17 protein-coding genes are annotated in these 24054 nt (G+C 70.2%); 10 read left to right on the top strand and 7 right to left on the bottom strand.

Going from position 1 to position 24054, the window contains the following annotated elements:
* Positions 1-120 precede the first annotated feature (120 nt).
* The 3 genes from glyS to G4D86_RS29435 all read right to left on the bottom strand — a co-directional run bounded on the left by glyS (position 121) and on the right by G4D86_RS29435 (position 5561).
* Complete coding sequence (gene glyS / locus G4D86_RS29445) at positions 121-2232, bottom strand: glycine--tRNA ligase subunit beta (RefSeq protein WP_163997393.1); 2112 nt, start codon at positions 2230-2232, stop codon at positions 121-123.
* A complete protein-coding gene (gene glyQ, locus G4D86_RS29440) occupies positions 2222-3214 on the bottom strand; it encodes a glycine--tRNA ligase subunit alpha (RefSeq protein WP_163997392.1) in 993 nt (330 codons plus the stop codon). Before glyQ ends, glyS begins: the two co-directional genes overlap by 11 nt.
* An 82-nt stretch (positions 3215-3296) precedes the next feature.
* Positions 3297-5561 (bottom strand): serine/threonine-protein kinase, encoded by a 2265-nt coding sequence (locus G4D86_RS29435; RefSeq protein WP_163997391.1) that lies wholly within the window; start codon positions 5559-5561, stop codon positions 3297-3299.
* 469 nt (positions 5562-6030) lie between these two features.
* Between G4D86_RS29435 and G4D86_RS29430 the strand changes: the two genes are divergently transcribed.
* Genes G4D86_RS29430 through G4D86_RS29410 form a run of 5 tightly spaced genes read left to right on the top strand, consistent with a single transcriptional unit; the run spans position 6031 to position 15866 of the window.
* Entirely contained in the window at positions 6031-6996 is a 966-nt protein-coding gene (locus G4D86_RS29430) for a LysM domain-containing protein (RefSeq protein WP_163997390.1), read from the top strand.
* Positions 6997-7027: 31 nt separating this feature from the next.
* Positions 7028-8122: a hypothetical protein gene (locus G4D86_RS29425; protein ID WP_163997389.1), complete on the top strand. Its 1095-nt coding sequence runs from the start codon at positions 7028-7030 to the stop codon at positions 8120-8122.
* A 24-nt stretch (positions 8123-8146) separates the two neighbouring features.
* Positions 8147-9301, top strand: coding sequence for a hypothetical protein (locus G4D86_RS29420; protein ID WP_163997388.1), 1155 nt, complete (start codon positions 8147-8149; stop codon positions 9299-9301).
* A complete protein-coding gene (locus G4D86_RS29415) occupies positions 9298-13728 on the top strand; it encodes a M15 family metallopeptidase (RefSeq protein WP_163997387.1) in 4431 nt (1476 codons plus the stop codon). The genes G4D86_RS29420 and G4D86_RS29415 overlap by 4 nt, the downstream gene beginning before the upstream one ends.
* Positions 13729-13754: 26 nt before the next feature.
* Positions 13755-15866 carry a hypothetical protein gene (locus G4D86_RS29410; RefSeq protein ID WP_163997386.1) on the top strand — a complete coding sequence of 704 codons (2112 nt, stop codon included), beginning with the start codon at positions 13755-13757 and terminating at the stop codon, positions 15864-15866.
* Positions 15867-15878: 12 nt separating this feature from the next.
* Here the strand turns inward: G4D86_RS29410 and dbpA are convergent, their stop codons facing one another.
* From dbpA to G4D86_RS29395, 3 genes are all read right to left on the bottom strand, one after another.
* Positions 15879-17267 (bottom strand): ATP-dependent RNA helicase DbpA, encoded by a 1389-nt coding sequence (dbpA, locus tag G4D86_RS29405; protein ID WP_163997385.1) that lies wholly within the window; start codon positions 17265-17267, stop codon positions 15879-15881.
* 60 nt (positions 17268-17327) lie between these two features.
* Positions 17328-18527 carry a cyclic nucleotide-binding domain-containing protein gene (locus G4D86_RS29400; protein WP_163997384.1) on the bottom strand — a complete coding sequence of 400 codons (1200 nt, stop codon included), beginning with the start codon at positions 18525-18527 and terminating at the stop codon, positions 17328-17330.
* 146 nt (positions 18528-18673) lie between these two features.
* Positions 18674-19069 (bottom strand): MmcQ/YjbR family DNA-binding protein, encoded by a 396-nt coding sequence (locus tag G4D86_RS29395; RefSeq protein WP_163997383.1) that lies wholly within the window; start codon positions 19067-19069, stop codon positions 18674-18676.
* Positions 19070-19171: 102 nt separating this feature from the next.
* On the opposite strand from G4D86_RS29395, the gene G4D86_RS29390 reads away from it, so the two are divergent.
* The 4 genes from G4D86_RS29390 to G4D86_RS29375 all read left to right on the top strand — a co-directional run bounded on the left by G4D86_RS29390 (position 19172) and on the right by G4D86_RS29375 (position 22553).
* Positions 19172-19975, top strand: a complete 804-nt coding sequence (locus G4D86_RS29390) for a helix-turn-helix domain-containing protein (RefSeq protein WP_163997382.1) — start codon at positions 19172-19174, stop codon at positions 19973-19975.
* A gap of 36 nt (positions 19976-20011) precedes the next feature.
* On the top strand, positions 20012-21073 hold the full coding sequence (locus tag G4D86_RS29385) for a DMT family transporter (RefSeq protein WP_163997582.1): 1062 nt from the start codon (positions 20012-20014) through the stop codon (positions 21071-21073).
* A 14-nt stretch (positions 21074-21087) separates the two neighbouring features.
* The gene (locus G4D86_RS29380; protein WP_163997381.1) at positions 21088-21633 is read left to right on the top strand and encodes a hypothetical protein; all 546 of its coding nucleotides are present in this window, start codon (positions 21088-21090) and stop codon (positions 21631-21633) included.
* Between the two features lie 110 nt (positions 21634-21743).
* Positions 21744-22553, top strand: a complete 810-nt coding sequence (locus tag G4D86_RS29375) for a metal-dependent hydrolase (RefSeq protein WP_163997380.1) — start codon at positions 21744-21746, stop codon at positions 22551-22553.
* Positions 22554-22556: 3 nt separating this feature from the next.
* On the opposite strand, the gene G4D86_RS29370 is transcribed toward G4D86_RS29375, so the two are convergent.
* A complete protein-coding gene (locus G4D86_RS29370) occupies positions 22557-23276 on the bottom strand; it encodes a TetR/AcrR family transcriptional regulator (protein ID WP_163997379.1) in 720 nt (239 codons plus the stop codon).
* A gap of 136 nt (positions 23277-23412) precedes the next feature.
* Between G4D86_RS29370 and G4D86_RS29365 the strand changes: the two genes are divergently transcribed.
* Complete coding sequence (locus G4D86_RS29365) at positions 23413-24054, top strand: hypothetical protein (RefSeq protein WP_163997378.1); 642 nt, start codon at positions 23413-23415, stop codon at positions 24052-24054.

Raw genomic sequence — 24054 nt, 5'->3', positions numbered from 1 at the left:
CGGCAGCGGACGTCGCCGCGCCCCCGGGGGCGCGACGCCGCCCCTGGAATTCGCGCACACCCCTCCCCTCCGGAGGCCTGCTTCATCCCCCGGAGGGCAGCCAGCCGTGGGCGGTGGAGCTCAGGCCGCCGCGGACGCCTCGGCCTGGATCTTCGAGAAGTCGGCCACCTGGTTGAACAGGGCGCCAATCTCCGTGAGGAGCCGGATGCGGTTCTCGCGCAGCTCCTTGTCCTCGGCCATCACCATCACCTTGTCGAAGAAGGTGTCCACGGCGGGCTTGAGGCCGGTGATTTCGCGCAGGGCGCCGGCGAAGTCGTCCGCCTGCACGAGCCCCGTCACCGTGTTGCGGGCCTGGGTGAAGGCGGTGTGCAGGTGGCGCTCCGGCTCGTCCACCAGCTTCTGCGGGTTGATCTGCCCGCCCTTCACGTCCTTGCCCTGCTTCTCCACGATGTTGGCCACGCGCTTGAAGGCCACGGCCAGGGGCTGGAAGTCCGCGCGGCCGACGATGAGGCTCAGCGCCTCCAGCCGCTTCTGCGCGGCCACCAGGTCGTCGAAGCCCGCGGCCAGCACCGCCTCCACCACGTCCGTGCGGTACTGGTCCGCCCACAGCGCCTTGAGGCGGCCGCGGAAGAACTCCAGCACCTGCTCGCGCGGGGCGGGCTCGCCGGCCTTGCGCTTGACGTTGGTGAGCTTGGGGGCGAGCAGCCGCAGCGCCTCGTCCACGGCGGCGGCGAGGCTGAAGCGGTAGCCGCGGCCCAGCACCAGCCGGATGATGGCGATGCACGCGCGCCGCAGGGCGAACGGGTCCGCCGCGCCAGTGGGCGCCTTGCCGATGGCGAAGATGCCCGTCAGCGAGTCGAGCCGGTCCGCGATGCCGATGAGCGCGCCCGCGTCCTGCGTGGGCAGCGCGTCCTCGGCGCCGCGCGGCAGGTAGTGCTCGTAGATGGCCAGCGCCACCGCCTCCGGCTCGCCGCTGGCGCGCGCGTACTCGCGGCCCATGACGCCCTGGAGCTCGGGGAACTCGCCCACCATGCCGGTGACGAGGTCCGCCTTGGCCAGCGTGGCGGCGCGTTCAATCGTCGCGCTCTCCCCCGCCCTGCCGGTGTTCTGCGCCAGCCACATGCCGAGCGAACGGAAGCGCTCCACCTTCTCCAGATAGGTGCCGAGCTGGTTCTGCCACACCACGCGGCCCAGCTTCTCCACGCGGTCCAGCAGCGGCGTCTTCCGGTCCTCGTCGAAGAAGAAGCGGCCGTCCGCCAGGCGCGAGGCCAGCACGCGCTGGTAGCCGCGCAGGCTGAGCTGCTCGTCGCGCACCGGCGTATTGGACACGGCGATGAACTTCGGCAGCAGCTTGCCGCTCGCGTCCACCAGCGAGAAGTAGCGCTGGTGGCTCTTCATCTCCTGCACCAGTACCTCGGGGGGCAGGTCCAGGTGACGCGGCTCGAAGCTGCCCACCACGGGGTTGGGCTGCTCCACCAGGTTCGTCACCTGGTCCACGAGCGACGCGTCCTCCAGCAGCCGGCCGCCGGCCTTCTTCGCCGCCGCGCCGAGCTTCTCCACCAGCTGCGCGCGGCGCTTCGCCACGTCCGCCACCACGTGCGCCTTCTCCAGCGCCGCCTCGTAGTCCGCGGGCGCCTTCAGCTCGATGGGGCCACCCGAGAGGAAGCGGTGGCCGTACGTGGTGCGACCGCTCTTCACGTCGCCGAAGACGACGGGGAGCACGTCGCCGCCCAGCAGCGCCACCAGCCACTGCACCGGGCGCGCGAAGGACATGTCCACGTCACCCCAGCGCATGGACTTCTTGAAGTTGATGGAGTGCACCGCCGTGTGCAGCGCCTCCTGGAGGATGTCCGCCGCGGAGCGGCCCTTCTCCTCCACGCGCGCGGACACGTACTCGCCCTTGGGCGTCGTGGCGCGGCCCAGCTTGTCCACCGACAGCTTGAGGCTCTCGGCGAACTTCTCCGCCGCCTTGGTGGGCTTGCCCTCCGCGTCGAAGGCCGCCTTGGCGCTGGGCCCCAGCACCTCCTTCACGATGTCCTCGCCCGAGTCCGCCACGCCCTTCACCCACACCGCCAGGCGCCGCGGGGTGCCGAAGACGCGGACCTCGCCGTGCTTCAGCCGGGCCTCGGCCATGCGCTCGGTGAGCACCCGCTGGAGGTCCTCCAATGCCGGACCGATGAACGACGCCGGAATCTCCTCGGCGCCCACTTCCAGCAGCAGGTCACGCGCCACGGGCCACCTCCGCCTTCTCCTTCTTCTCCACGGGCTTGTTGAGCTGCACCGTCTTCCAGTAGTCGCTGGCCGGCTTGCCCTCGAGCACCGGGGGCTGCTCACCCACCGTCCACGGCGTCTTCAAGAGCGGGTAGCCCAGCCGCTCGCGCATCTGGAGGTAGCCCTCCGCGCACAGGCGCGCGTTGTCGCGCACGCGCTTGATGAAGTTGGCGCGCTCGGTGACGGAGATGGCGCCGCGCGCGTCCAGCAGGTTGAAGGAGTGCGAGCACTTCAGCGCGTAGTCATACGCGGGCAGCGGGAGCTGGCGCTCGATGAGCCGCTTGCACTCCTTCTCGTACGCGTCGAACAGCGCGAAGAGCATCTGCGGGTCCGACTCGTGGAGCGCGTACTTGCTCATCTCCACCTCGTTGGGGTGGAAGACCTCGCGGTACTTCACGCCCTTGACCCACTCGAGGTCGAAGACGTTCTCCACGCTCTGCAGGTACGTGCAGAGCCGCTCCAGGCCGTACGTCAGCTCCGCGGCCACGGGCTTGCAGTCGAAGCCGCCGCACTGCTGGAAGTAGGTGAACTGGGTGACTTCCTGCCCGTCACACCAGACCTCCCAGCCCAGCCCCCAGGCGCCGAGCGTGGGCGACTCCCAGTCGTCCTCCACGAAGCGCAGGTCGTGCTCCATCGGGTCGATGCCAATCTTGCGCAGCGACTCCAGGTAGAGCGCCTGCACGTTCTTGGGCGCGGGCTTGAGGATGACCTGGAACTGGTGGTGCTGGAACAGGCGGTTGGGATTTTCACCGAAGCGGCCGTCCGCGGGACGGCGGGAGGGCTGCACATAGGCCACGTTCCAGGGCTCCGGACCGAGCGCGCGGAGGAAGGTGGTGGGGGCCATGGTGCCCGCGCCGACCTCGAGGTCATAGGGCTGGGCGATGATGCAGCCCTGGTCGGCCCAGTGCTTCTGCAGCGTCAGGATGAGGTCTTGAAAATACATGACTGGCGGATCCTTCTCGCAGTGCGTCGAAGGAGAAACGCGCGGACCCTAGTGAGGGGGGTCCAGAGCGTCAAGGACGCGGTCACTCCTTGTACAGAGGGAGGTCCGCCAGTCGAATCTGAATCTTCGTCACCTCGCCCGGCTTGACGGGCGCGGACAGGAGCCTGCTCGCCGCCTCCGCGTCCGTGGGGTCGACCACGCGCAGGCGGTAGGTGCCCACCGGCAGCGGCATCTTCTGCAACGGCGTGGTGCCCAGCTGGGTGGCCCCGTCGAACACCGCGGCGCGAGGCACCGTCTGGAGGGTGAGCCACCCGAGCCCCGCCTTCGCTGCCCCCTTGGGCGTGCTGGTGTCCAGCACCTCACCCACGTCATCCGGGTTCTGCGTCACCGTGGTGACGGGCTCGGCGGCCGCCTCCTCCGCCGGGGTGCGAGCGCGCTTCGTCGTCCTGCCCGTGTCGGAGCCCGAGGGCTCTCGCGAAGCGGTGGCTCCGTCCTTCGCCTTGCGGCCGGGCGAGGACCGCGTCCCCTTGGATTCAGTGCGGGTCCCCTGCCCTTCCTCACTGGGGGCGGGGGCCTCGGTGTCCGCGGCCACGGCGGCGACGGCGGGCTCGGCGGCCGGCGGCGGGGCCTCCTCCACGCCGCGTGGGAAGCCCGGCGGAGGACCGGCCTTCTGGGGCGGAGGCCAGGCCGCGCTGGCGGCGGGGTCCACCGGAGGCGCGGGGTCCAGCTCCGCCTTCACCCAGGCCCTCGCGGACTCGTAGGCGGGGACGAACTGCGCGCGGACCATGGGCAGCGTCGCGAGCCAGCCCAGGCCGCCCAGCAGCGCGAGCAGGAACAGGCGGCCCACCCAGCGCGACGCCGGGCGCGCGGCCGACGTCTCCACGGGCGTGTCGGCGCGAGGGGCCGCACGTGCCGCCGGGCGTGCACCGGGGCGCGGAGGCCGCGTGCGGAAGCGTTGCGTCGCCAGGTCGCTGGGCTCGTCGAATGTCTCGGCGGCCTCGACCTCGGGCTCTTCCTGGCGGGGCGCGGGGCGGGGCCGGGGCGTGCGCGTGGCGGGCGCCGCGTCCTGCGCGGGCCGGGGCGTGCGCGCGGCGGCCTCCGTCGGGCGGCGCTGGGGCACCGGCTTGGGGCCACTGCCACTGCTGGCGGGGGCGACGCGCGTGGCGGCGGCTTCCGGGGGGCGCCGCTGGGGCACCGGCTTGGGCCCGCTGCCGGCGCGGGTGGGGGTGCTGCTCTCGGTGGGGACGGCGGGTGCGAGGCGCGCCCGCTTCGCCGGCACCTGCGCGGTGGGAGCGCTGTCTCCCCCGCCGTCGTCCTGCTGGAGGGCGCCGGCCACCTCGCTGACGCGCGCGTCCTCCGCGCTGCTGGCGAGCTCCAGGAGCGTGCGCGTCTTCTGCCGCTTGTCCGCGAACAGGTCACCCATCACCGCGGTGATGCCGTCCTCGTCGAACAGCTCCGGGCCGAGCGCCGCCTCGATGGCGCGCGACATCTCCCGGCCGCTGGTGAAGCGCTGGGACGCGTCGCGCGCCAGGGCGCGCAGCGCGACGGCCTCCAGGGCCTCGGGCACGTCCGGGTTGATGGAGCGCGGGGCCGGGATGTCGCCCTCGACGATCTGGAGCATCACCGCGGCTTCGTGCGGGCCGCTGAACAGCCGCTGGCCGCAGAGCATCTCGTGCAGCATGACGCCCACGGAGAACAGGTCGCTGCGGCCGTCCAGGGGCGCGCCGCGCACCTGCTCCGGGGACATGTAGCCGCTGGTCCCCTTCACCATGCCCACCTGCGTGCGGCCCAGCCGCCCGCGCGCCTTGGCGATGCCGAAGTCGATCACCTTCACGACGCCGTCGTAGGTGAGCATCACGTTCTTCGGGGACACGTCGCGGTGCACCACCACCGCGGGCCGGCCCGACGGGTCCGTGAAGTGGTGCGCGTAGTGCAGGCCCAGGCAGGAATCCCGGATGACGCGCCCGATGAAGCCCATGGGCAGCGCGTAGCCCTGCCGCGTGGAGGCCTTCACCACCTGCTCGAGGTTCTGCCCCGGCAGGAACTCCATGGCGAGGTACAGCTCACCACCCTCCTCGCCCAGGTCGAACACCTGCCCGATGTTCGCGTGCGAGAAGGCCGCGGTGATGCGCGCCTCGTCGAGGAACATCTTGACGAACTGCTCGTCCTTCTTGATGTCCGGGAGGATCTGCTTCACCGCGACGAACTTGCGGAAGCCGCCGGGGCCCGAGGTGAACGCGAGGAAGAGCTCCGCCATGCCGCCCATCGAGAGGCGGGTGAGGATCTCGTACTTTCCGATGCGCCTCCCCCGGTCGGGATCATCTGCGGCGCCACCCTGCATGGCCATTTCGCGCGGGCATGTTAGCCCCCGGCGTCGCGCACGCCAATGATCCGCGCCTGGAAAGCGCCCTCCGCGGGGGGACCGCATCCAAGCCCACCAGGGCGGGCCGGTGAGGAGACCGCCCGCCCGGCTGCACTTCCAGGGACCCGAGCAGGGAGCCGTGAGGACCGCTGGGGAACGCAGTCGGTGAAGGAGGTCTGTGAACGTCCCCGGCGTCCTCCTGCTCGACCCGGCTTCGACCACGACGACACCGAGCCAAAGACAGACGTGGAAGACGTCGACCAGGACGGCATCCCGGAGCCTGCAACCCTGAAGGACGAGCCCACATCGCCCGCCATGCCCTGAAGGGCTGCGACCCACGGGATGGACAGTTGTCGAAGCGCTGTGGGATATTTGACAGCCGCTGAGTTTTCCGTCCGGCTCAATCTGTGTGGTTGAACCACCCGAGTCATGTCGCTTCGGCCCGAGCCTCCACATGCTCCTCCATCAACGCCTGAGAGAAGGGCAACGCGAGTACCTCCTGCTCGCGTTGCATGACCCACTCCCCCAAGGCTGCAAGCCCGTGGATGCCGGCCGAGGGTGGACGCTGGAGCGCCGGCTGCGGCAGCTCGCGCAGGACGAGTCCAACCTGAGGACGCTGAGCACGCTGGTACAGGCGCACGGGCCCCTGGGCCGGCATGCGACGCGCACTCCCGAGGACGTGGTGAAGCAGGCCGCCACCCTGCTCTCCTTCGGCCACCTGCGGCTGGTCCTGGCCCCGCCGCCCGAGCGCTATGGCGCGCCCGCCTTCCCCGAGGAGGTCCCGAAGCAGGAGCCGCCCGTCACGCCCGAGGAGGACGTGACGCTGCGCCTGCAGGTGGTGGATGACGCCTCGGACGGCCCCATCTCCGGCATCAAGCTGCGCATCCTGTTCGCGGACAAGACGGAGAAGGAAGTCACCACGGACGCCGACGGCAACGTCAACCTGGAGAAGGTGCCCAGGGGCAGCTTCGACGTGCTGTCCCTCATCGACGGCGCGACGCTGAGCAACAGCGTGGCGATGGTGCGCACCGGCGGCCCGTGGTCCGGCCAGAAGCCCTCGAAGGCGGGGACGAAGTCCAAGGCCACGTCGGAGCGCGTTCTGGTGAAGGTGACCGAGCACCGCGTCATCGACGGCGAGACGATGGACAGCGTCGCGGAGATGTACGACCTCACCGCGGATGACGTCGCCCAGTTCAACTGGGAGACGACGGACCCGGCCGAGGTCCAGCAGCGACTGGAAATCTCGGTGGGCTGCACGATGAAGGACGAGGGCGGCAAGTTCGTGTTCAGCCGCGACGACGACCCGGGCATCCTCTACGTCCCCCGCCCCGTGGCGCTGAGCGGGTTGGCGGTGGACCAGAGCCACATCCTCCGCGTGAAGCGTGCGCGCAGGCCGCAGCCCTTCAGCTTCTCGGTCTGAACCCGAACGGCCCCAGGTGACTCGCATGGGGATGCTGACGCACAGGACACGGAGGGCAGCGGGAGGCACCCGCGAGCCCGCGTCTTGCTCGCGGTGGCTCCGCGCCTGGGTGCTGGTCCTCGTGGGGATGCTGCCCTTCACGGCGGCCCGGGCAGAGGAGCCCTCCGCGAGCCCGGCGCAATGCTCGAAGCCGGAGCTCGCGAAGAGCCGCCGGAGCGCCGAGCAGCTCTATCGCGACGGCCGGTACACGGACGCAGTGGAGTCGTTGCGGCGGACGAAGGAGTCCTGCTGGAGCGTACTGGACGCCACGGACCGGGGCTGGCTGGTGTCCGACCTGGGCCTGGCCGCGCTGCGCGCCGGTCAGCCCGAGCTGTGCCGACAGGTGCTCGACGAGGCCCCCGCGGAGCTCGACGCGCAGTCCCGCGTGGCGAAGGCCATCGCCCACAACCGGGGGCTGTGCCAGGGCGACGGCGGCTTCCCGGTGCAGGTCTTCTTCTCGGGGCTCCTCATCTCCTCGCCCACGGAGGCGCCCGAGGCGCTGGCCCGGGAATGGAGCCATGTCCTGGAGCTGCGCGACGGGCGGCTCCCCCAGCGGAGCGACCGCGAAATCGAACGCTGCACCGAGGCGGAGGGCGTGGCGCTGGAAGACCTCGACGTCACGGCCACGATTGAACTCCAGCCCGCCCGGGCCCGCCTCCTCCGCTGCCGCGCGCTGAAGAAGGTGACGCAAGCCCGGCCCTCGCGGGTGAGCCATGTCCGGGACCTCTTCTCCACGAAGGCGCTCGGCAATGTCCTCCCGGCGGACCTCGCCCCTACCTTCGCCCCCGGAGAGGACGAGGAGCGCTCGCGGGCCGGCCGCGAGGGACGCACCTGGAGCAGCGTCGACCGCAAGGTGCGCTTCGAGGCGGACCCCGACCGCAAAGAGACCCTCCGAGTCCAGGGCAACGGCGTGTCGGGCATCCTGGCGCTGTGGGCGCTGGGAGACTTCAACGGTGACGGCATCGAGGATGCCGTCGTGGATCGCAGCATGAGCCCCGAGGGCGGCAGCGCGGTCGACATGACCACCTTCCTGTTGACGCGCACCCGCCCCGGCGGCGTGCTGACCGTCCTCGAGCGAATGGAATAGCCGAACATGAGCGGGACAAACCCCATGAGCGCAGGCAGTGCATCCCTCCGGTCCGCCGGGTTCCCACGCCCCGCGTGGCCGGCCATCCTCACCCTGCTGACGCTGGCGTGTGTGACGCCCCCCACCCCGGCGGACGCCTCGCAGCCTCCGGCGGCCTCTGGCGCGGCGGCCTGCGATGGCGGCAACTGCGGCGCGCAGAAGCCTCCGCAAGCCCAGGCGGCCTCCCCAACCACGACACCGGCCTCCACGCCCGCGGCACCTCCGGCAACGCCCGCGGCGACGCCTCCCGCGCCCGCGACGACGCCTCCGAGCAGCCCCGCGGCGGCGACTCCCGCGCCTTCGAGCAGCCCCGCGACGGCGCACGCCGAGTCGCCCTGCGACACCGACTGGGTGGATGGCCAGGCGCTCATCATCGTGCAGGGCGAGCGGCAGGATGACGGCACGCCGCTCACGCCCTTCAGGCCCTCCGACCCCATGTATCCCTACGATCTCCGCGGAGGTCGCTTCCTCTTCGGCGGGCAGGGCACCGTCTTCACGGCGGTGGGCAGGTTCGAGGACCCGGAGGAAGCCGAAGCGGCGTTGAAGCGGATGGAGCGAGAGATGCCCAGCACCCGCTCCGTCCTGACGACCCTGGGGCCGTACCTGGTGCCCGAGTCACCCAAGTGCCGGCCAAGCCGGGTGGCCCGCGGGAAGAACCCCGTCATCGATGCCGCCTCGTGGATTGTCGAGAAGGAAGGCGTGCTCCTGGCCGGCTCCCAGACGCAGTGCAAGAACGGCAAGCTGACCAAGAAGGTCACCGTCATGTCCTGCGACGGGATGAAGAACCTGATGACCGACACCTCGGAGCACGTGTGCGACCGCACCCGGCACGTCGACACCTGCGTCTACGCCATGGAGCCGGGCATCGTCTTCCTCAAGCACGCCTATACGCTGAACGGAGTGAACTCCATCCAGGGGCGCGCCCTGGACGTGCGCAAGAAGAAGGTGGTCTTCAAACAGGACATCACCAACGGCAGCGGGCTGCCGGGCGGAGACCCGGAGAACACACCCCGGACGGACTTCGAGGACGTCGACCAGGACGGCGTCCCCGAGCTCGTGGTGAGCGTGCCGGACAAGGGCGAGCGCACCTCGGTGCGCAGGTGGCGTCAGGGCAAGTTCGTCGACACGAGGTCGCCATGACCTATCCCCTGCAGGAACCGTCGCACAAGTGCCTCAGCAAGCCGGCGGTCCGGGCCCTCTACGGAGACCCGGCCTTCGAGCGCGAGCTCTACAGCACGGATGGGAACAAGAAGTTCGCCAACACGACGCGGCTGCTGGGCAATCCGCTCGTCGACGGCTTCGAGGCGAACAACATCGTCAGCGTGCCCGTGGTGGGCTTCGGCCCCGACAAGAGCCGGTCCATCAACGTGCGGGTCAACCGCAAGCTCGCACCGCTCATCCAGACGGCCTTCGAGAAGATCAAGGCGGCCCGGCTGCCCTACGTGTTGCACGAGGTGGGCGGCTACTTCTTCCGGTACATGCTCAACGACAGCGTCCACGCCGCCCTCAAGGGCCGCGGCGAGTACGCCGGTGTCGGTGGCGCCTGGAACATCGAGTTCGCGAAGCGCGACCTGAAGAATCAGGCCTTCGACGAGCTCGTCAACTACGGCAAGGGGAAGACGGCCAAGAAGAACCTGCTCTCCAACCACGCCTTCGGCAGCGCCATCGACATCAACTGGGGAACGAACGACTACGACGAAGCGAAGCCGTTCGATATGCCGCAGAAGGTCGTGAAGATCTTCGAGAGCCTGGGCTTCTACTGGGGCGGCTACTACCACGACTACATGCACTTCGAGTACGAGCGCTCCAGCATCGTCGGCATCTCCGACGAGGCGCCGCCGCTGGTGCTCTACCCGTTCGGCGCGGACATGCAGCGCCGCGAGTCGCCGCTCAAGTACTACTTCTTCAACGAGGGCGGGGCCGGCGGCTACTTCCCGCTGGGCAAGCAGCAGAACATCCACGCGGGCCTCCACCTGGAGCCAGACTCGCGAGAGGAGCTGGTGCCCGTCAAGGCGGCCATGCCCGGCTATGTCGTGGCCGCGCGGCTGCTGACGCCGGGGAAGGAAGGCGACGACCCGTTCCTCCTGGAGGCCACCGAGGGCCGGCCGCTGGGCTTCGTCCTCGTCAAGCACGAGCTTTCTGCGCTGGAAAACGGCCAGCCCTCCGCAGAGGTCCACCCACTCTACAGCCTCTACATGCACCTGGCCCCGCCCGGGTGGGGCGGCGGGCCGGAGCAGGACAAGGAGTTCCAGAAGGCCCCCTGGCTCGCCGCGTTCCTCCAGCTGCAGCACGGCGCGGTGGTCAACCTGGACCCGACCACCGAGGACGTTGGCAAGACGTTCTGGTCCCAGGAGCCGCTCAATCCCGAGGCGGAGACCTTCAAGGTGAAGGACCGCGCCGACCCGCTGACGGGCAAGAAGAACGGGCAGAGTCTCGCGCTGACGAAACCCAGCCCCGAGGACGTCCAGAAGGCCATCGAGTCCCTCAAGAAGGGCTCCGTCGTCACCTTCGACCGTCCCCTCTTCCCGGTGGCCGCGGGGGACATCGTCGGCTTCGTCTCCAAGGGGCGCACCGTTCCCCAGCCGGCGGGCGCCACCACGAACCGCGCGCCGCTGCCTCCGCCCCGGTACCTGCACTGGGAGCTGTTCTCCCTGAGTGGCGACGACGGCGGCTTCCACTTCCTCACCCAGCAGGACCCGGCGCTCAAGCAGCTGCTCCTCGAGGTCAAGGAACAGCGCCCGGACAACTTCCTGCAGATGCCCTCGGACGGGGCGCCGAGCGCCGACAACGAGGTCAACACCATCCTCGGCTCCACCGGCGTGGAGGTCGTCAAGGCGCTGAAGCGGGCGCAGTACGGCCGAACGCTCCAGGAGTACTTCAACGACGGCACGAAGTTCTTCTCGGCGGACGCAGCCCGCGAGAAGGCGTTCACCTGGCCCCTCCCGCTCACGCTCGACAACAAGCACAAGTTCGCGGGGACACCGGGCCGGCAGTGCACCCTGGAGGTCCTCTACAAGAAGGCGGGGAAGCCGCTCTCGAAGGAGGTCATCCCCCTCAATCCGAAGAACCAGTCCAAGCTGGACGTGACGCTGAACGTGCCCGCGGACGCGGACGCACTGGCGCTCTGGTCCGCGGACTTCTTCGCCGACACTGTGGAGGTGGCGCCGGAGGTGCTCCGCGAGAAGCGGCTGGAGAGCCGCACGAAGCTCTTCCAGAAGGCCGCGGGCCACCGCTGGCGCAACCTGGTGCTGGACCACCTCAACGAGTGGACGCCCAAGGGCCTGGGCGAGCAGCTCGCCGCGCGCGACGAGGCAATGCTCTTCGAGCACCTCAAGGACGACCCCGACTTCAGCGTCGAGCGCCTGAAGAAGCAGTTGCTGCCGCTGTGCTGGTGGGCACGCCCGGCGACGCGGGAGGACCCATTCGGCGAGGTCCCCGTGCTGGGGGCCGAGCAGAAGAGCCTCTTCGGGGCGGACGCGGGGCGGCTTCCCGAAGATGCGTCCATCGTCAACATGCACCCCGTCACGGCGCTGTGGCTGGTGGACCTGCTCCTGGAGAAGGAGCGCATCGCCCTCAAGAAGGAGTGGCCTCCGGCCACGCTCAAGCGCGACGAGAGCAACGAGAAGCCGCTCTACCTGGGACTGCTCTCCAGGCAAGCGACGGCGCTGTCTGGCCTGGAGGTGCTGGCCGTCCTGGTGCAACACGGCTACGGCACCACGGAGGGGACGGAGGGTGCCCACGTCACCTTCTGGCTGGCGCCGAAGGGCGAAGGAGCCGCGGGGCCGCCGCGCATCCTGTGCAAGGCCCCCTACGACGAGGGTGTCGCTCGGGCGCGCATCCGCATCCCCTCGTGGGGACAGTGGGAGGTGTATGCGACGGGCGCGGACGACAAGCGCTTCGTCCCCGCACAGACGCAGGCGACGACGTTCGAGGTGCCCAGGCCCGTGCTCACCGGGCAGCCCTTCCTGCTCGGCACGAAGCAGGTCAAGGCCGCCTCGAAGCAGGGACCGTTCCGCCCGCTCACCACCGGCAGCTTCGTCGTGAGCGACCACTGGCCCGTTGCGCTCGCGGGCTACGTCGTCTTCGAGTACTGGAAGGTGCCCCCGAAGGGCCAGCCTCCGGCCGACGTGCCGCCGCTTCCCGCCACCCTGGCGGTGCCCGTCGTCGCGCAGCGCCCCCCGGAGGAGTCGACGGCCGGCGGGCTCAAGTACAAGAACGACTTCATCGTGGGCGTGGAGAAGAAGGGGACCAACCCGAAGGTCACCCCGAACTTCTCCTTCAACGAGTTCCTGAAGCACCCCACCCGAGGGATGATTTTCGACGGTAACGAGGCGAAGTTCCAGCTCTCCGTCCCCCTGGCCCTGCGGCTCCAGCAACTGCGTGACAAGTGCAAGCCGACGACGCCCGGGGGGAAGGACCTCCAGCTCAGGGTGCAGTATCTGTCGGCTCTCGGCACCTCGCTCCTCGTCGGCCCCTCCCTGGGCACTCCCGCCGCGCTCGACACGCTCATGCAGAAGGTGGCCCTGCTGCCACCCTCGGACCCGCCCGGGCTGTTCACCATCACCCGCGACGACACCGAGGTGGCCATCCGCATCACCTACCACCCGCCGACCCAGGCCACCGGCGTGCTCCAGCTCGAGTTCGACCCGGCCCCCGCGCTGGGACGGCTGGCCGCGGAGGCCCTCAACGGCGAGACGGCCGGAGAGACGCTCCACGTTCGCCCCCGCTTCATCGTCCCGAACACCGGGCACGCGCTCCACCAGTCCGGGACACTCACCCCCGTGGAAGGTGTGCCGGACGTGTTCACCGCGTCGGCGGCGCAACTGAAGGCCGCGTGTGGCAACGACTTCCTCGAGGTCGTCGCGGACAAGGCCCTGCCCCCGGTGGCCCGGTTCGAGTTCGGCGACATCCAGTTCAAGATGGGTGGCAACAAGCTGCGCACCGAGGTGCCGCTCCACGGAGACGCCAACCAGTGGAAGGCGGGCGAACCCCTCTTCAAGCTCGCGGGCGCGTCGCAGAGCAAGCGCGTGGGCACAGTGCTCCAGGCGGACTGGCCCCTCGTCGACGGGCAGGGCGCGCGCATCCCCGCCATGTGGGGCGGGCCGCTCAAGTTCACCGCCGAGGTGTCCCAGGCCGGCAAGGTGCTGACGCCGCCCCCGCCGGTGACGTTGGAGGTCAAGGTCGAGCCGCGCCTGGAAGCGCTCACCCACGAGGTCCGCGCCAAGGACCTGGCCTTCACCGGCAAGGGGCACTTCATTCCCACCGACGCGGACTTCCGCATCCTCTGCGAGAAGCTGGATGCGACGACGGGCCAGTGGGTGGAGGACACCACCGTCAACAGCGCCATCCGCTACAAGACGCCGGGCGACCCCGCCTACGGGCGCTGCACGGAGCTGGGAGTGTTCGAGGCGTCCGTCCCCAAGGTGGCGCTGAAGAAGGCCGGTGGCCCCTTCCGCTTCACGTGGCGCCGCCGGCCGGACCGGGCGGGCGCGCCCCGGCCGGTGCTGGGCGTCGTGCTCGACGAGCCGACCACGCCGCAAATCACGATTGAAGAACTGGGCCTCTAGCCACGGCGCACAGCCGCTCCCGAACCATGCCCCCACAGAACTCCCAGCAGAACGGTGCGGCGCCCACGTGGACCGCGCCCCAGGAGACCGAGGCCACCCACGTGAGCGCGGGCTACCGGGACGCGCTGTCGTTCGTGCTCGTGCCGCGCACGTCCCTCCAGTTCGACCCGCCGGACCCCGCCGCCGTGCGGCAGCTCAACAACCCGAGCGAGCTGCTCATCGAGGTGCCCATCCGCGGAAAGGCGGTGAACTTCGAGCCCGGCGTGACGCTGCCATGCGAGCTGTCCTGGCTGGTACAGCACGGGACGGGCTCGCCGCTGGGAGTGCCCGTGGGCAACGCGCAGCTGAAGGTCGACGCCAACGGCCGCTTCCAGGTCCTGGTCGACAACAAGACGCCCTTCGTCGACCTGGTGGCGCACAAGCTCATCAACCAGGGGCTGCTGGGCTACTCCGTCACGCCTCGCTTCCCCCACGCGGAGGCGTCCGAGCTCGCCCCCGCCATCCGCTTCAACAACCCCTGCGCCATCAAGCCGAAGAAGCCCGCGGGCACGAACATCCGCATCGGTGAGCTGGTGACGTTCGTTCCCCAGTTCGCATCCGTGCTGAACAAGGCGGACCTGGAGCTGCGCGTCGTCGAGCTGGACGAGGGCTCCGGCGAGGTGCCGTCCGCCGCGGGCCGGTATGCCTTCACGCACCGGTGGGCGCCCGCCGCCTTCTACGTGTTCCGCAGCAACAGCAGCGTGGACTGGGCCATCGGCTTCACGGATGACACCTGCGAGCGCTTCGCGGACGTGGGCGACGAGGAGGAAGGCAGCTACGAGTTCGGCTGGGAGCTCTGGGGCCGCAGCCGCCCGGACGGCCCGCAGACGCTGCTGCTGGAGGACAAGGAGTTCCTCAAGCTGCCCAAGCCGCAGCTGGAAGAGCTGCGCGTCGAGTACGACCAGTCCTGGGATGGCACCTGGGAGGTCCACGGGAAGATTGTCGGCGTGGCCCCGCGCGCGCACCTCCTGCTGGAGGTGGCGGTGGTGGAGCCCGCCGCGCCCCCGCCGGGGACGGCCACGCCGCTGCTGACGCCGTCGCCGCTGATGACACCGGCCACACCCTTCTCTCCGCTGATGCCCACGGCCCAGGCCGGCGCGGCGACTCCCCACGCGGAGGACAAGCGCACCGCCACCGTCCGGGTGCAGCTCGGGGCGGACGGAATCTTCGAGGCCCACCTGGGCGAGCGGCACTGGGGCATCAACCTGGCGCAGAGCTCCACCGTCGCGAAGCCGAGGGGCTACGCCATCGTCACGCTGGTGGCGGCGACGCGCGAGGGCAAGCCGGGCCCCGTGCAGCCCTACCTCGACTTCGACGAGAACAAGTACTCCCCCTTCAAGGACGACAAGCTGTCCTGGGACGTGGACGCGCAGTGGGTCTGCTCGGAGGAGGCCACCACGCTGGCGACGCGGCCCCCCAAGCCGACGCGGCGCAAGCGGGGCGTCTCCGTCGCTCCGGCGCCCGGCCCCGAGGTGGGCGACCCGAAGACGCCCATCACCTTCGACGACATGTGGCTGGACATCATCGCCTGGGAGGGCGTGGTGCCGTACATGTACCTGGACACGGAGGGCTGGGTGACGGTGGGCGCGGGCAACCTGCTCAAGCACATCGAGCCCAAGTCCGTCGGCGACAAGATTGCCGCCAAGACGCACCCCTTCCAGAACCTGGACGCGGGCCGGGCCGCCACGGCCGCCGAAATCACCGAGGCCTTCAACAAGGTGAAGGCCATGCCCGCGAAGCTCTTCTACACGGAGTACGCGCAGCGGCCGAAGATTGCCCTCACCGACGCGTACATCAAGCAACTGGCGAAGGAGCGCTACGAGAAGGAGTTCCTGCCCGCCGTGAAGAGCGGCTTCCCCGACTTCGAGACGTATCCCCGGGCCGCGCGTCGCGGGATTCTCGACGTGACGTACAACGTCGGCACGTCCGTGCCCACCAAGTGGACGAACCTCATCGCGGCGGTGAAGGCCCGCAACTGGACGAAGGCCTCCATCGAGTGCCGGACCAAGCCCCAGAACAAGGAGGACACTCGCAACGAGTGGCGCAAGGCGCTCTTCCTGTACGCCGCGAAGACGGACTGGAAGAAGCCGGGCGCGTGAGGTGGGGGGGCGCTACTTCACCCGCTCGATGCGGGCCTTGCGCCCCTTGATGCGTCCCTCGCTCAGTCTCTGGAACGCGACCTTCGCGACGCGCTTCGCGACGGCGACGTACGACAGGCGGTCCTGGATTTCGATCTTCCCCACGTCGGAGGCACTCAGCCCTCCGGCCTCGCCCGTCAGCGCCCCGAGGATGTCTCCGGGGCGCATCTTGTCCTTGCGCCCCGCGGAGATGCACAGCGTCTCCCACGTGGAATCCAGCTTCACCGCGTTGCGAGGATCGGCTGATGGCAGCGCCTCCAGGTCTCCGCGCTCCAGCTTCACGCCGGTGGCGTGCTCGATGTCCTCCAGCTTGCGCGTGTCGCGCGGGGTGACGAGCGCAATCGCCAGGCCCGCCCTGCCCGCCCGCCCCGTGCGACCGATGCGGTGCACGTAGGGCTCCGGCTGCTGGGGCAGATCAAAGTTGATGACCGCGTCCAGCGCCTCCACGTCGATGCCGCGCCCCGCGACGTCCGTGGCGATGAGCACCCGCGTGCTCCCGTTGCGGAACTTCGCCATGACCCGGTCGCGCTCGAACTGCTCCAAGTCACCCTGGAGACCGTCCGCGCTCACGCCCGCCTCGGTGAGCGACTGCTTCACGTTCGTGACTTCAATCTTGTGATTGCAGAACACGATGGCGGAGCCCGGCTGGTACTGCCGGAGGATGCGCACCAGGAACTCCGGCTTCTCCTCCACCGCGCAGTCGTAGCGCAGCTGCCGGATGTCCGGCGCCGAGCCAGCCGCCGCCTCCACCGTCACGCGCACGGGCTTCTTCTGGAAGGTGCGGCTGAGCGCCTCGATGTCCGGGGGGAAGGTGGCGGAGAAGAGCACCGTCTGCCGCGACGCCGGGGTGACGGAGAGGATGCGCTCCATGTCCTCGCGGAAGCCCATGTCGAGCATCCGGTCCGCCTCGTCCAGCACCACCGTGGCGAGCGTGCGCGGGTCCAGCACCTCCCGGTCCAACAGGTCCAGGATGCGGCCCGGCGTGCCGACGCCGATGTGAGCGCCCTTCTCCAGCGCGTCCACCTGGGGGCGGATGGGCTGCCCACCCGAGAGCACGAGCACCTGGAGGCCCGGCAGCCTGCGGGCCAGGCGGCGAATCTCCCCGGCCACCTGGGCGCACAGCTCGCGCGTGGGGCAGAGCACCAGCGCCTGGAGCCGGCGGTTCGGCAGGCGCACCCGCTGGAGGATGGGCAGTGCGAAGGCCGCCGTCTTGCCGCTTCCCGTCTGGGCCTGGCCCACGAGGTCCAGCCCCTGCAGGAGCACGGGGATGCTCTGCTCCTGGATGGGCGTGGCGGTCTTGAACTCCAGCTCCTCCAGGACCTGGAGCAGGGGCGGTGCGAGCGGGAGCGCGGCGATGTCCATCTCTGCCTCGAATGAAGAAAGGGAGCCTGGAGTATCACGACGGCGTGCCCGCAGGCCGCCTCAGGTGCTCAGGGCGCGGACGCGCGCGGCGAGGTTCTGCGTGAAGAGCCGGTAGATGCGCAGCGCGGCCGCTTCGTGGGTGTCCAGGTAGTGCTCGAAGTCGGAGCGGCTGATGCGCAGCGCCCGCACGGACGTCCGGGCGCGGACGTGCGCCGAGATGGACGCGTCCTGCACCAGGGAAATCTCCCCGAGGTACTCGCCGGGCCCCAGCGTGTTGAGGTGCCGGGCATCGTCATCGGGGCTGGTGAAGACGTCCACCATGCCGTCCAGGAGCACGAAGAGGCCCGTGCCCGGAGTGCCCTTCTCCAGGAGCACCGTGCCGGGGGCGATGACCACCTGACGGGCGAGCCGGTAGAGGTCCTTCATGTCCTCCAGCGACAGCTCGCCGAAGATGGGGATGGCCTTGAGGAAGCGGTAGCCATTGGCCGCAGGGGCGGACGCGCCCGCCGAGCGGCGCAGCAGCATGGCCTCGGCTTCCGCCTCCATGCCCATGCGGCGCAACAGCCGCGCCTTCTCCGTCACCAGGGTCGGGTCGGCGCGCGCCTCCTCCGAGCTGCTCAGCGCGTCCGCCAGCACGGCGAGCGCGCGGTGGGTGAAGCCCTCCGCGTCCAGCAGCGTGCTGATACGCAGCACGGCCTCCACGTACCGCGAGTCCTCCGCCTTCACTCCACCCAGCGCCTCCACCTCCGCGTGGGCCTGGCCCAGCTCGCGGTAGAGGTCCGCCGCCTCGAAGGGCCGGCCCAGCCGCACCAGGCACTGCGCCATGGACTCGCGCGCGCCCAGGCCCCGGTACACGTCGAGCGCACGCTCCAGCGCCCCGGCGCGCTCGAAGGCGGCGGCGGCGCGCTCCGACTCATTGGCGCGCAGGTAGGCCTCGGCGGCCTCCAGGTACTGTCCGCTCTGGACGTAGAGGTCCGCGACGGTGGCGTCCTCGCCGTCTCCGTCCATGAGCCGGGCCGCGCCGAGGAAGTCCCTCGCGCGCCGCAGCACCTCCACGAGGCCGCGCCGCTCCTTGACGGGCCGCTGGGCGGCCTCGCGCCTCAGGCGCTCGCGCTGCGCGGCGCCCAGCTCTTCGTAGAGCTGTGTAGCGCGGTCCGTCTCCTGCAATTCCACCAGCGACCGCACCGCCCGCAAGGCCCCCTCGGCGGGCGTGTTGATGCGCCCGTTGCCTTCACCCTGGCCACCTGCCGCTCCAGCCATGTCCTGCCTCCCCGTTCGGTCAGACCGGCCAGCATACGCCGGCCCTCGCGCTTTCTCGCGTCGTTATCACGTGTCGGGCGCGGAGGTCCTCCGAACGTGAAGGGAAGTGGGGTGTTGGCGTGGAGACAGCCGCGCGCCCGGGCGCGTCATCCAGGTTGCTTCGCCCGCGCCTCCAGATGCTGCTTGGAGGCGGCCTTGCGCCAGGCCTCCTCGACGAGCTTCGCGAGCAGCTCGCGGCGGACCTTCGACAAGCGGACGAGCAGGTACTCGGGGTAGCCGGCGTAATGTTCGGTGATGAAGAACGTCTCCGGCTCGGCGCGGGTGAGCACCTCGCGGGCCTCCGGGTCCACCTTGAGGACGAGGGACTCCCCGTCCGGATGGAGCCGCGCGATGAACTTCTTGCGCACCTTGAAGGAGGGCGTGCCGTAGGACGTGCCCTCCTCCATGCCGGGCAGCGCCAGGGCCAGCTCGCGCACCGCATCGAACGTCAGTCCCGGCTTGCTGGCCTTGCGTGTCGTGCTCCGCGTGCCCCGTGTCGCCATGGTTCCGTGCCTCCTCGCAAGCCACAGGCAAGCATGGCCGCCGCGCCGCGAGCTTGGAAATTCGCTACCCTGCCAGGCATGCGGAGTGCTCCCGTTCCCACCGTGACCCTCTGGCGCCCGCCCCTGCTGCCGGACGTGCAGGTGGTGCGCGTGGAGGAAGACACGCGGCTGTGGTCCGGCCACTCCGTCCAGTACGGCATCACCGTGACGCACGCGGGCGCCTTCGACTTCTGGTACCGCAAGCGCGTGTGGACGCATGGCCCCGGCAGGCAGCTCAAGCTCAAGGAGCCGGGCGAGGTCCACCGCGATGTCCGCGTGCACGCGCCCGTCACGGCGCAGTCCGTGGCCTTCGCGCCCCGGCTGGTGGGCGAGGCCGCGAGGCTGCTCTGCCTCCCCGCGTCGCCCCACCTGAGCACCGCGCTGAGCCGGGGCACGGGGCGGTGCGAGTCCGCTGCACTGGCCCTGCACGCGGCACTCTCACGCCGCTCATCCAACCGCCTGGAGTGCGAGTCGCTGCTGGCGGAGACACTCGACGCGCTGCTCACGGAGTACGCGGAGCGCTCCCCTTCCTCGGACTGTCCCGAGCACCGGCCCGCGGCGCTGCGCGCGCGGGACTTCCTGCGCGCGAGCGTCACGGAGAACGTGGGCCTGGACGCGCTCGCGAGCAGCGTGGGCCTGAATCGCTTCCACCTGCTGCGCGTGTTCCGCGCGGAGTTCGGCCTGCCGCCCCATGACTACGTCACGCACCTGCGCGTGGCGCGGGCCCGGACGCTGCTGTCCCAGGGCATGGCGGCCGGAGACGTCGCCGCCGAGGTGGGCCTCTACGACCAGAGCCAACTCAACCGCCACTTCAAGCGCATCGTCGGACTCACGCCAGGACAATATGCCCGGGCCGTGCGGCAGTAGAGCGACCGGAATGGATGCGGAGGAGGCACCGTGTCGATGTCGCCAGCGGTGAAGGGGGCCGTGTTGGGCCTGGGCGCGGCGACGCTCTTCGGGCTCAGTGCGCCCGTGGCCAAGCTGCTGCTGCCCTCCAGCACCCCGCTGGTGCTGGCCTCGCTCCTCTACCTGGGCGGCGGCCTGGGGCTCTCCGTCGTCGGGGCGGCGCGCCGGCTGCGTCGGGCCTCCGGTTCCGCGCGGGAGGCCCGCCTCGGGCGCAAGGACGTACCGCTGCTGCTGGGCGTCATCCTCTGCGGAGGCGTGCTGGGCCCGGTGCTGATGCTGGTGGGCCTGCAGCGGCTGTCGGGCGTCGCCGCCTCGCTGCTGCTCAACCTCGAAGGGCCGTTCACCATCCTCCTGGCGCTGCTCGTCTTCGGTGAACACCTGGGCCGTGCCGGTGCGCTGGCGGCCGGCTTCGTCATGGCGGGCGCCGCGGTGCTGGGCATCCAAGAGGGAGACCTGCACGGAGACGCGCTGGGCGTGCTGTCACTGGCCGGAGCGTGTCTGGCCTGGGCCGTGGACAACAACCTCACCCAACGGCTGTCGCTGAAGGACCCTGTCGCCCTCGTGCGAACCAAAGCCCTCGGCGCTGGTGCGTGCACGCTCGTGCTCGCGTGGCTCACCGGGCAACCCTTCCCCGCCGCCTTCGTGCTGGGCGCGGCGCTGCTGCTCGGCTCCGCCAGCTATGGACTGTCCATCGTCCTCGACGCATATGCCCTGCGACTGCTGGGCGCGGCGCGTGAGGCCGCGTACTTCGCCACGGCGCCCTTCGTCGGTGCCCTGGTGGCCGTGCCCCTCCTCGGCGAGCGGCCGCGTCCCCTGGACCTGCTGGCCGGCGTGCTGATGGCCGCGGGGGTTGTCCTGCTGCTGCGCGAGCGACACAGCCACACGCACACGCATCAGCCGCTGGAACACGAGCACGTGCACGTCCACGACGAGCACCATCAGCACCCGCACCCACCGGGCACCGACCCGACGAAGCCCCACAGCCACCCGCATCAGCACGAGCCCGTCACCCACGAGCATCCGCACGTGTCAGACCTTCACCACCGTCACAAGCACTGAGCCAGGAGCGACCGATGTCCGCCATCAAGCTCGTCAACAACGTCCCCGCGTCCAATGTCCCCACCGTGGAGTTCCGCCTGTCCCAGGGCAGCAACCAGATTGCCCGCATCGGCGTCCACGCCGGTGGGCAGGCCTCCATTCCCACGACGACGAACTACCAGGTGCAGGCCTCCACCTCGATGGGCGACTTCTCGCTCACGTCCAACACGCTCTCCTTCAACGCCACGTCCGCTACGCTGACAGCGCAGGTGCTGACGGAGCACGGCTTCTACGACTTCCAGCTCGTGCAGGCCCCCGGCACCAGGCCCTCCGCGCTGGTGTGCGAGAACACCTGGCGCAACCCGGTGCAGTTCACGATCACCCAGCCAGGTACGCCGGTGCAGATCGTCACCGTGGTGGACGAACACAACAACACCGTGGTGAGCACGGCGCAGCAGTGGCAGTGCTACGCCATCGCCAACGGCATCACCACGCAGACGGTAACCCTCGCCAACCCGAACGGGAGCATCACCATCACCCCGGACAACAACGACAAGAACTTCATCCTCACGGTGAGCTGAGCGCAGTCAATAACGCCCAAGCGCGCCCCGCTCCCGCCCCTCTATTCCTCCCGTCCAGGACCTCGCCGTGCGCCGTGGATGCGCGCGGCCTTCTTCGACGTGGAGTAACGATGCGTGGCATCCCTGTTCTCGATTCCCTGCTCCTGGCCGCATGCCTGCTGGCGGCCCCCGTCTTCGCGCAGGCGCCCAAGCCCGCGGACGGCGGCACCCAGGCACGGGCTTCCGGTGGCCCTCGGCTGACATGGCTCGGACACGCGGCCTTCGAGGTCGTCTCCCCCGGAGGCACGCGCCTCCTCCTCGACCCGTGGCTCTCGGACAACCCGAAGACTCCCGCCGCGTGGAAGGAACTGGCCCGCTTTGGCCGGGACGGTGACAAGCCCGCGGCCATCCTGGTGACCCACGCGCACGGAGACCACGCGCCCGACGTGCCCGAGCTGGCCCGCATCAGCGGCGCGCTCGTCGTCAGCACCGGCGAGCACCTGCGCGCCATGAAGATTCCCGAGGCCCAGCAGCACAGCGTCAACGTGGGCGGCTCGTTCCGCCTCGGTGACGTCACGGTGCACACGGTGCCGGCGATGCACTCGACGGAGCCCGGAGGCCGGCCGCTCGGCTACGTGGTGACGTTCGCCGACGGGCGCTCGCTGTACCACACCGGTGACACGTGGCTCTTCGGGGACATGTCCCTCATCCAGGAGCTGTACCACCCGGACATCATCCTGCTCACCACCGGCGGCGGCCGCTGGGGGTTGGATCCGAAGACGGCGGCGCTCGCCGTGAAGAAGTACTTCCGCCCGTCCCTCATCATCCCCATGCACTTCGGCACCTTCGAGCCGCTCGCGGAGGAGCCCGAGGTCCGCGCCGCCTTCGCCGGTGACAAGCGCGTGCGCATCCTCACGCCCGGGCAGCCCACCACGCTCTGAGAGTCAGCGGGAGCGCGGCTTGCGCGAAGCCCCCCGGCGCGGTGCGGGCACCTTCCCCCGCCGCGCCTGCCCCTTCGTCTTGCGCGCCGGGGGCTTCTTTCCCGCTGTAATCCCCTGGCTCTCCAGGACGATGCGGCTCAAGAGCGCGTAGACAGGCGCGGGGTCGAAGTGCTCGTCCAGCAGGTGGTGCAGCGACAGCCCGTCCACACACGCCTTGATGATGGCGGCGTAGTGGTAGTCCAGCGGCTCGGGCTTCGCGCCCTCGCCATGGCGGACGGCCGCCACGGTGAGCGCCACCTCGTCGCCCACGCATTGCAGCATCTCCGCCACCGCGGGCTTCAGCTCCTTGTTGTGCAGCCCCATGGCGAACAGCTCGTAGCGCACGCGGAACTGCTCCGGCGTCTCCTTCAGCAGCTTCTCGCCCCACGCGAAGCTCGCGGCGGCGAGCTGCTCGTGCGGCGTCTCCTGGCGCAGCCGCTTCAGCTCGTCGAGGTACTGCTGACGGGCCTCCTTCGCGACGGCCAGCAGCAGCGCGTCCTTGCTGCCGAAGTAGTAGTGCACCAGGCCCTGATTGACTCCGGCCTCGCGCGCCACCTCCTTCACCGTCGCCGCGTCGTACCCGCGCTCGGAGAGCACGCGGTACCCCGCGGTGATGAGCCGCTCCCGGGCGTCGGGTTCCGGCGAGGAGGCAGGCGTCTTCGAGCCGCTGCGTGGACGGGCCATGCCATTCCCATAGGTCAGACGATGTAGGCCCGCAAGGGACACGCCCTCCAGACAGGCCGTCTTGACAACACGCGTCAGCGGCCTTAGTTAGTCGTGTAGCTAATTTAGTCGAACGACTAAAGCCTGGAGGAAAGCCATGAGCGTCTCGTCCCTGAATGTCGTGAAGGTGTCCAAGGCCGTCCTGATGATGGTTCCCCTGCTGGCGGCGCCCGCGTTCGCGGACGACTCCGGCGAGCAGATTCCCGGCCGGGAGCGCGAGCGCCGGGGCGCGGTCCTCCTGGAGGTGTCGCCGCCCGCGCTGGACGGGTCCATGTACGGCGTGCGCCTGGACATCGCGCCCTCCATGTCGGGGCCGTTCTCCTTCGGCCTGATGGGGCGCGCCGGCCAGTGGGGCAACTCACTGGGGACGAAGACGCGCTTCGACGGCGTGGGCGCCAGCGAGGTGAAGCTGAACTACGCGGTGGGCATGGACGGCCGCTACACGGTGGGCGCCTTCGCCAACGGCACGCTGAAGCCCTTCGTGGGGCTGACGCTGGGCATGGAGGAGTTCGTGGGCCGCTCCGGCAAGGGCCCCTCGGAGAGCGCCACCACGACGGCGTTCGTGGAGCCCGCGGCGGGCATGATGTGGCAGCCGGGCTCGGGCCGCATCGGCCTGTCGGCGCGCGTGGGTCCGGGCTTCACCTTCACGGACGTGCGTGAGCTGGACGTGCGCTCCGGCAACCTGGAGCTGCGCAAGGTCTACCCCACGGCCTCGCTGGGCCTGCTCGTCGTCCTCTGA

It is taken from the genome of Pyxidicoccus caerfyrddinensis (assembly GCF_010894405.1).
GTDB classification, from domain to species: domain Bacteria; phylum Myxococcota; class Myxococcia; order Myxococcales; family Myxococcaceae; genus Myxococcus; species Myxococcus caerfyrddinensis.
This window is presented reverse-complemented; position numbering and strand designations above follow the sequence as displayed.

Excerpts from the sequence above, each read along its gene's own strand:
- G4D86_RS29380 (WP_163997381.1), top strand. The coding sequence starts at position 21,088 with ATGTCCGCCATCAAGCTCGTCAACAACGTCCCCGCGTCCAATGTCCCC.
- G4D86_RS29370 (WP_163997379.1), bottom strand. The coding sequence starts at position 23,276 with ATGGCCCGTCCACGCAGCGGCTCGAAGACGCCTGCCTCCTCGCCGGAA.
- G4D86_RS29435 (WP_163997391.1), bottom strand. The coding sequence starts at position 5,561 with ATGGCCATGCAGGGTGGCGCCGCAGATGATCCCGACCGGGGGAGGCGC.
- G4D86_RS29415 (WP_163997387.1), top strand. The coding sequence starts at position 9,298 with ATGACCTATCCCCTGCAGGAACCGTCGCACAAGTGCCTCAGCAAGCCG.
- G4D86_RS29385 (WP_163997582.1), top strand. The coding sequence starts at position 20,012 with ATGTCGCCAGCGGTGAAGGGGGCCGTGTTGGGCCTGGGCGCGGCGACG.
- G4D86_RS29375 (WP_163997380.1), top strand. The coding sequence starts at position 21,744 with ATGCGTGGCATCCCTGTTCTCGATTCCCTGCTCCTGGCCGCATGCCTG.
- G4D86_RS29425 (WP_163997389.1), top strand. The coding sequence starts at position 7,028 with ATGCTGACGCACAGGACACGGAGGGCAGCGGGAGGCACCCGCGAGCCC.
- G4D86_RS29420 (WP_163997388.1), top strand. The coding sequence starts at position 8,147 with ATGAGCGCAGGCAGTGCATCCCTCCGGTCCGCCGGGTTCCCACGCCCC.
- G4D86_RS29395 (WP_163997383.1), bottom strand. The coding sequence starts at position 19,069 with ATGGCGACACGGGGCACGCGGAGCACGACACGCAAGGCCAGCAAGCCG.
- G4D86_RS29430 (WP_163997390.1), top strand. The coding sequence starts at position 6,031 with ATGCTCCTCCATCAACGCCTGAGAGAAGGGCAACGCGAGTACCTCCTG.
- G4D86_RS29410 (WP_163997386.1), top strand. The coding sequence starts at position 13,755 with ATGCCCCCACAGAACTCCCAGCAGAACGGTGCGGCGCCCACGTGGACC.
- glyQ (WP_163997392.1), bottom strand. The coding sequence starts at position 3,214 with ATGTATTTTCAAGACCTCATCCTGACGCTGCAGAAGCACTGGGCCGAC.
- G4D86_RS29365 (WP_163997378.1), top strand. The coding sequence starts at position 23,413 with ATGAGCGTCTCGTCCCTGAATGTCGTGAAGGTGTCCAAGGCCGTCCTG.
- G4D86_RS29400 (WP_163997384.1), bottom strand. The coding sequence starts at position 18,527 with ATGGCTGGAGCGGCAGGTGGCCAGGGTGAAGGCAACGGGCGCATCAAC.
- dbpA (WP_163997385.1), bottom strand. The coding sequence starts at position 17,267 with ATGGACATCGCCGCGCTCCCGCTCGCACCGCCCCTGCTCCAGGTCCTG.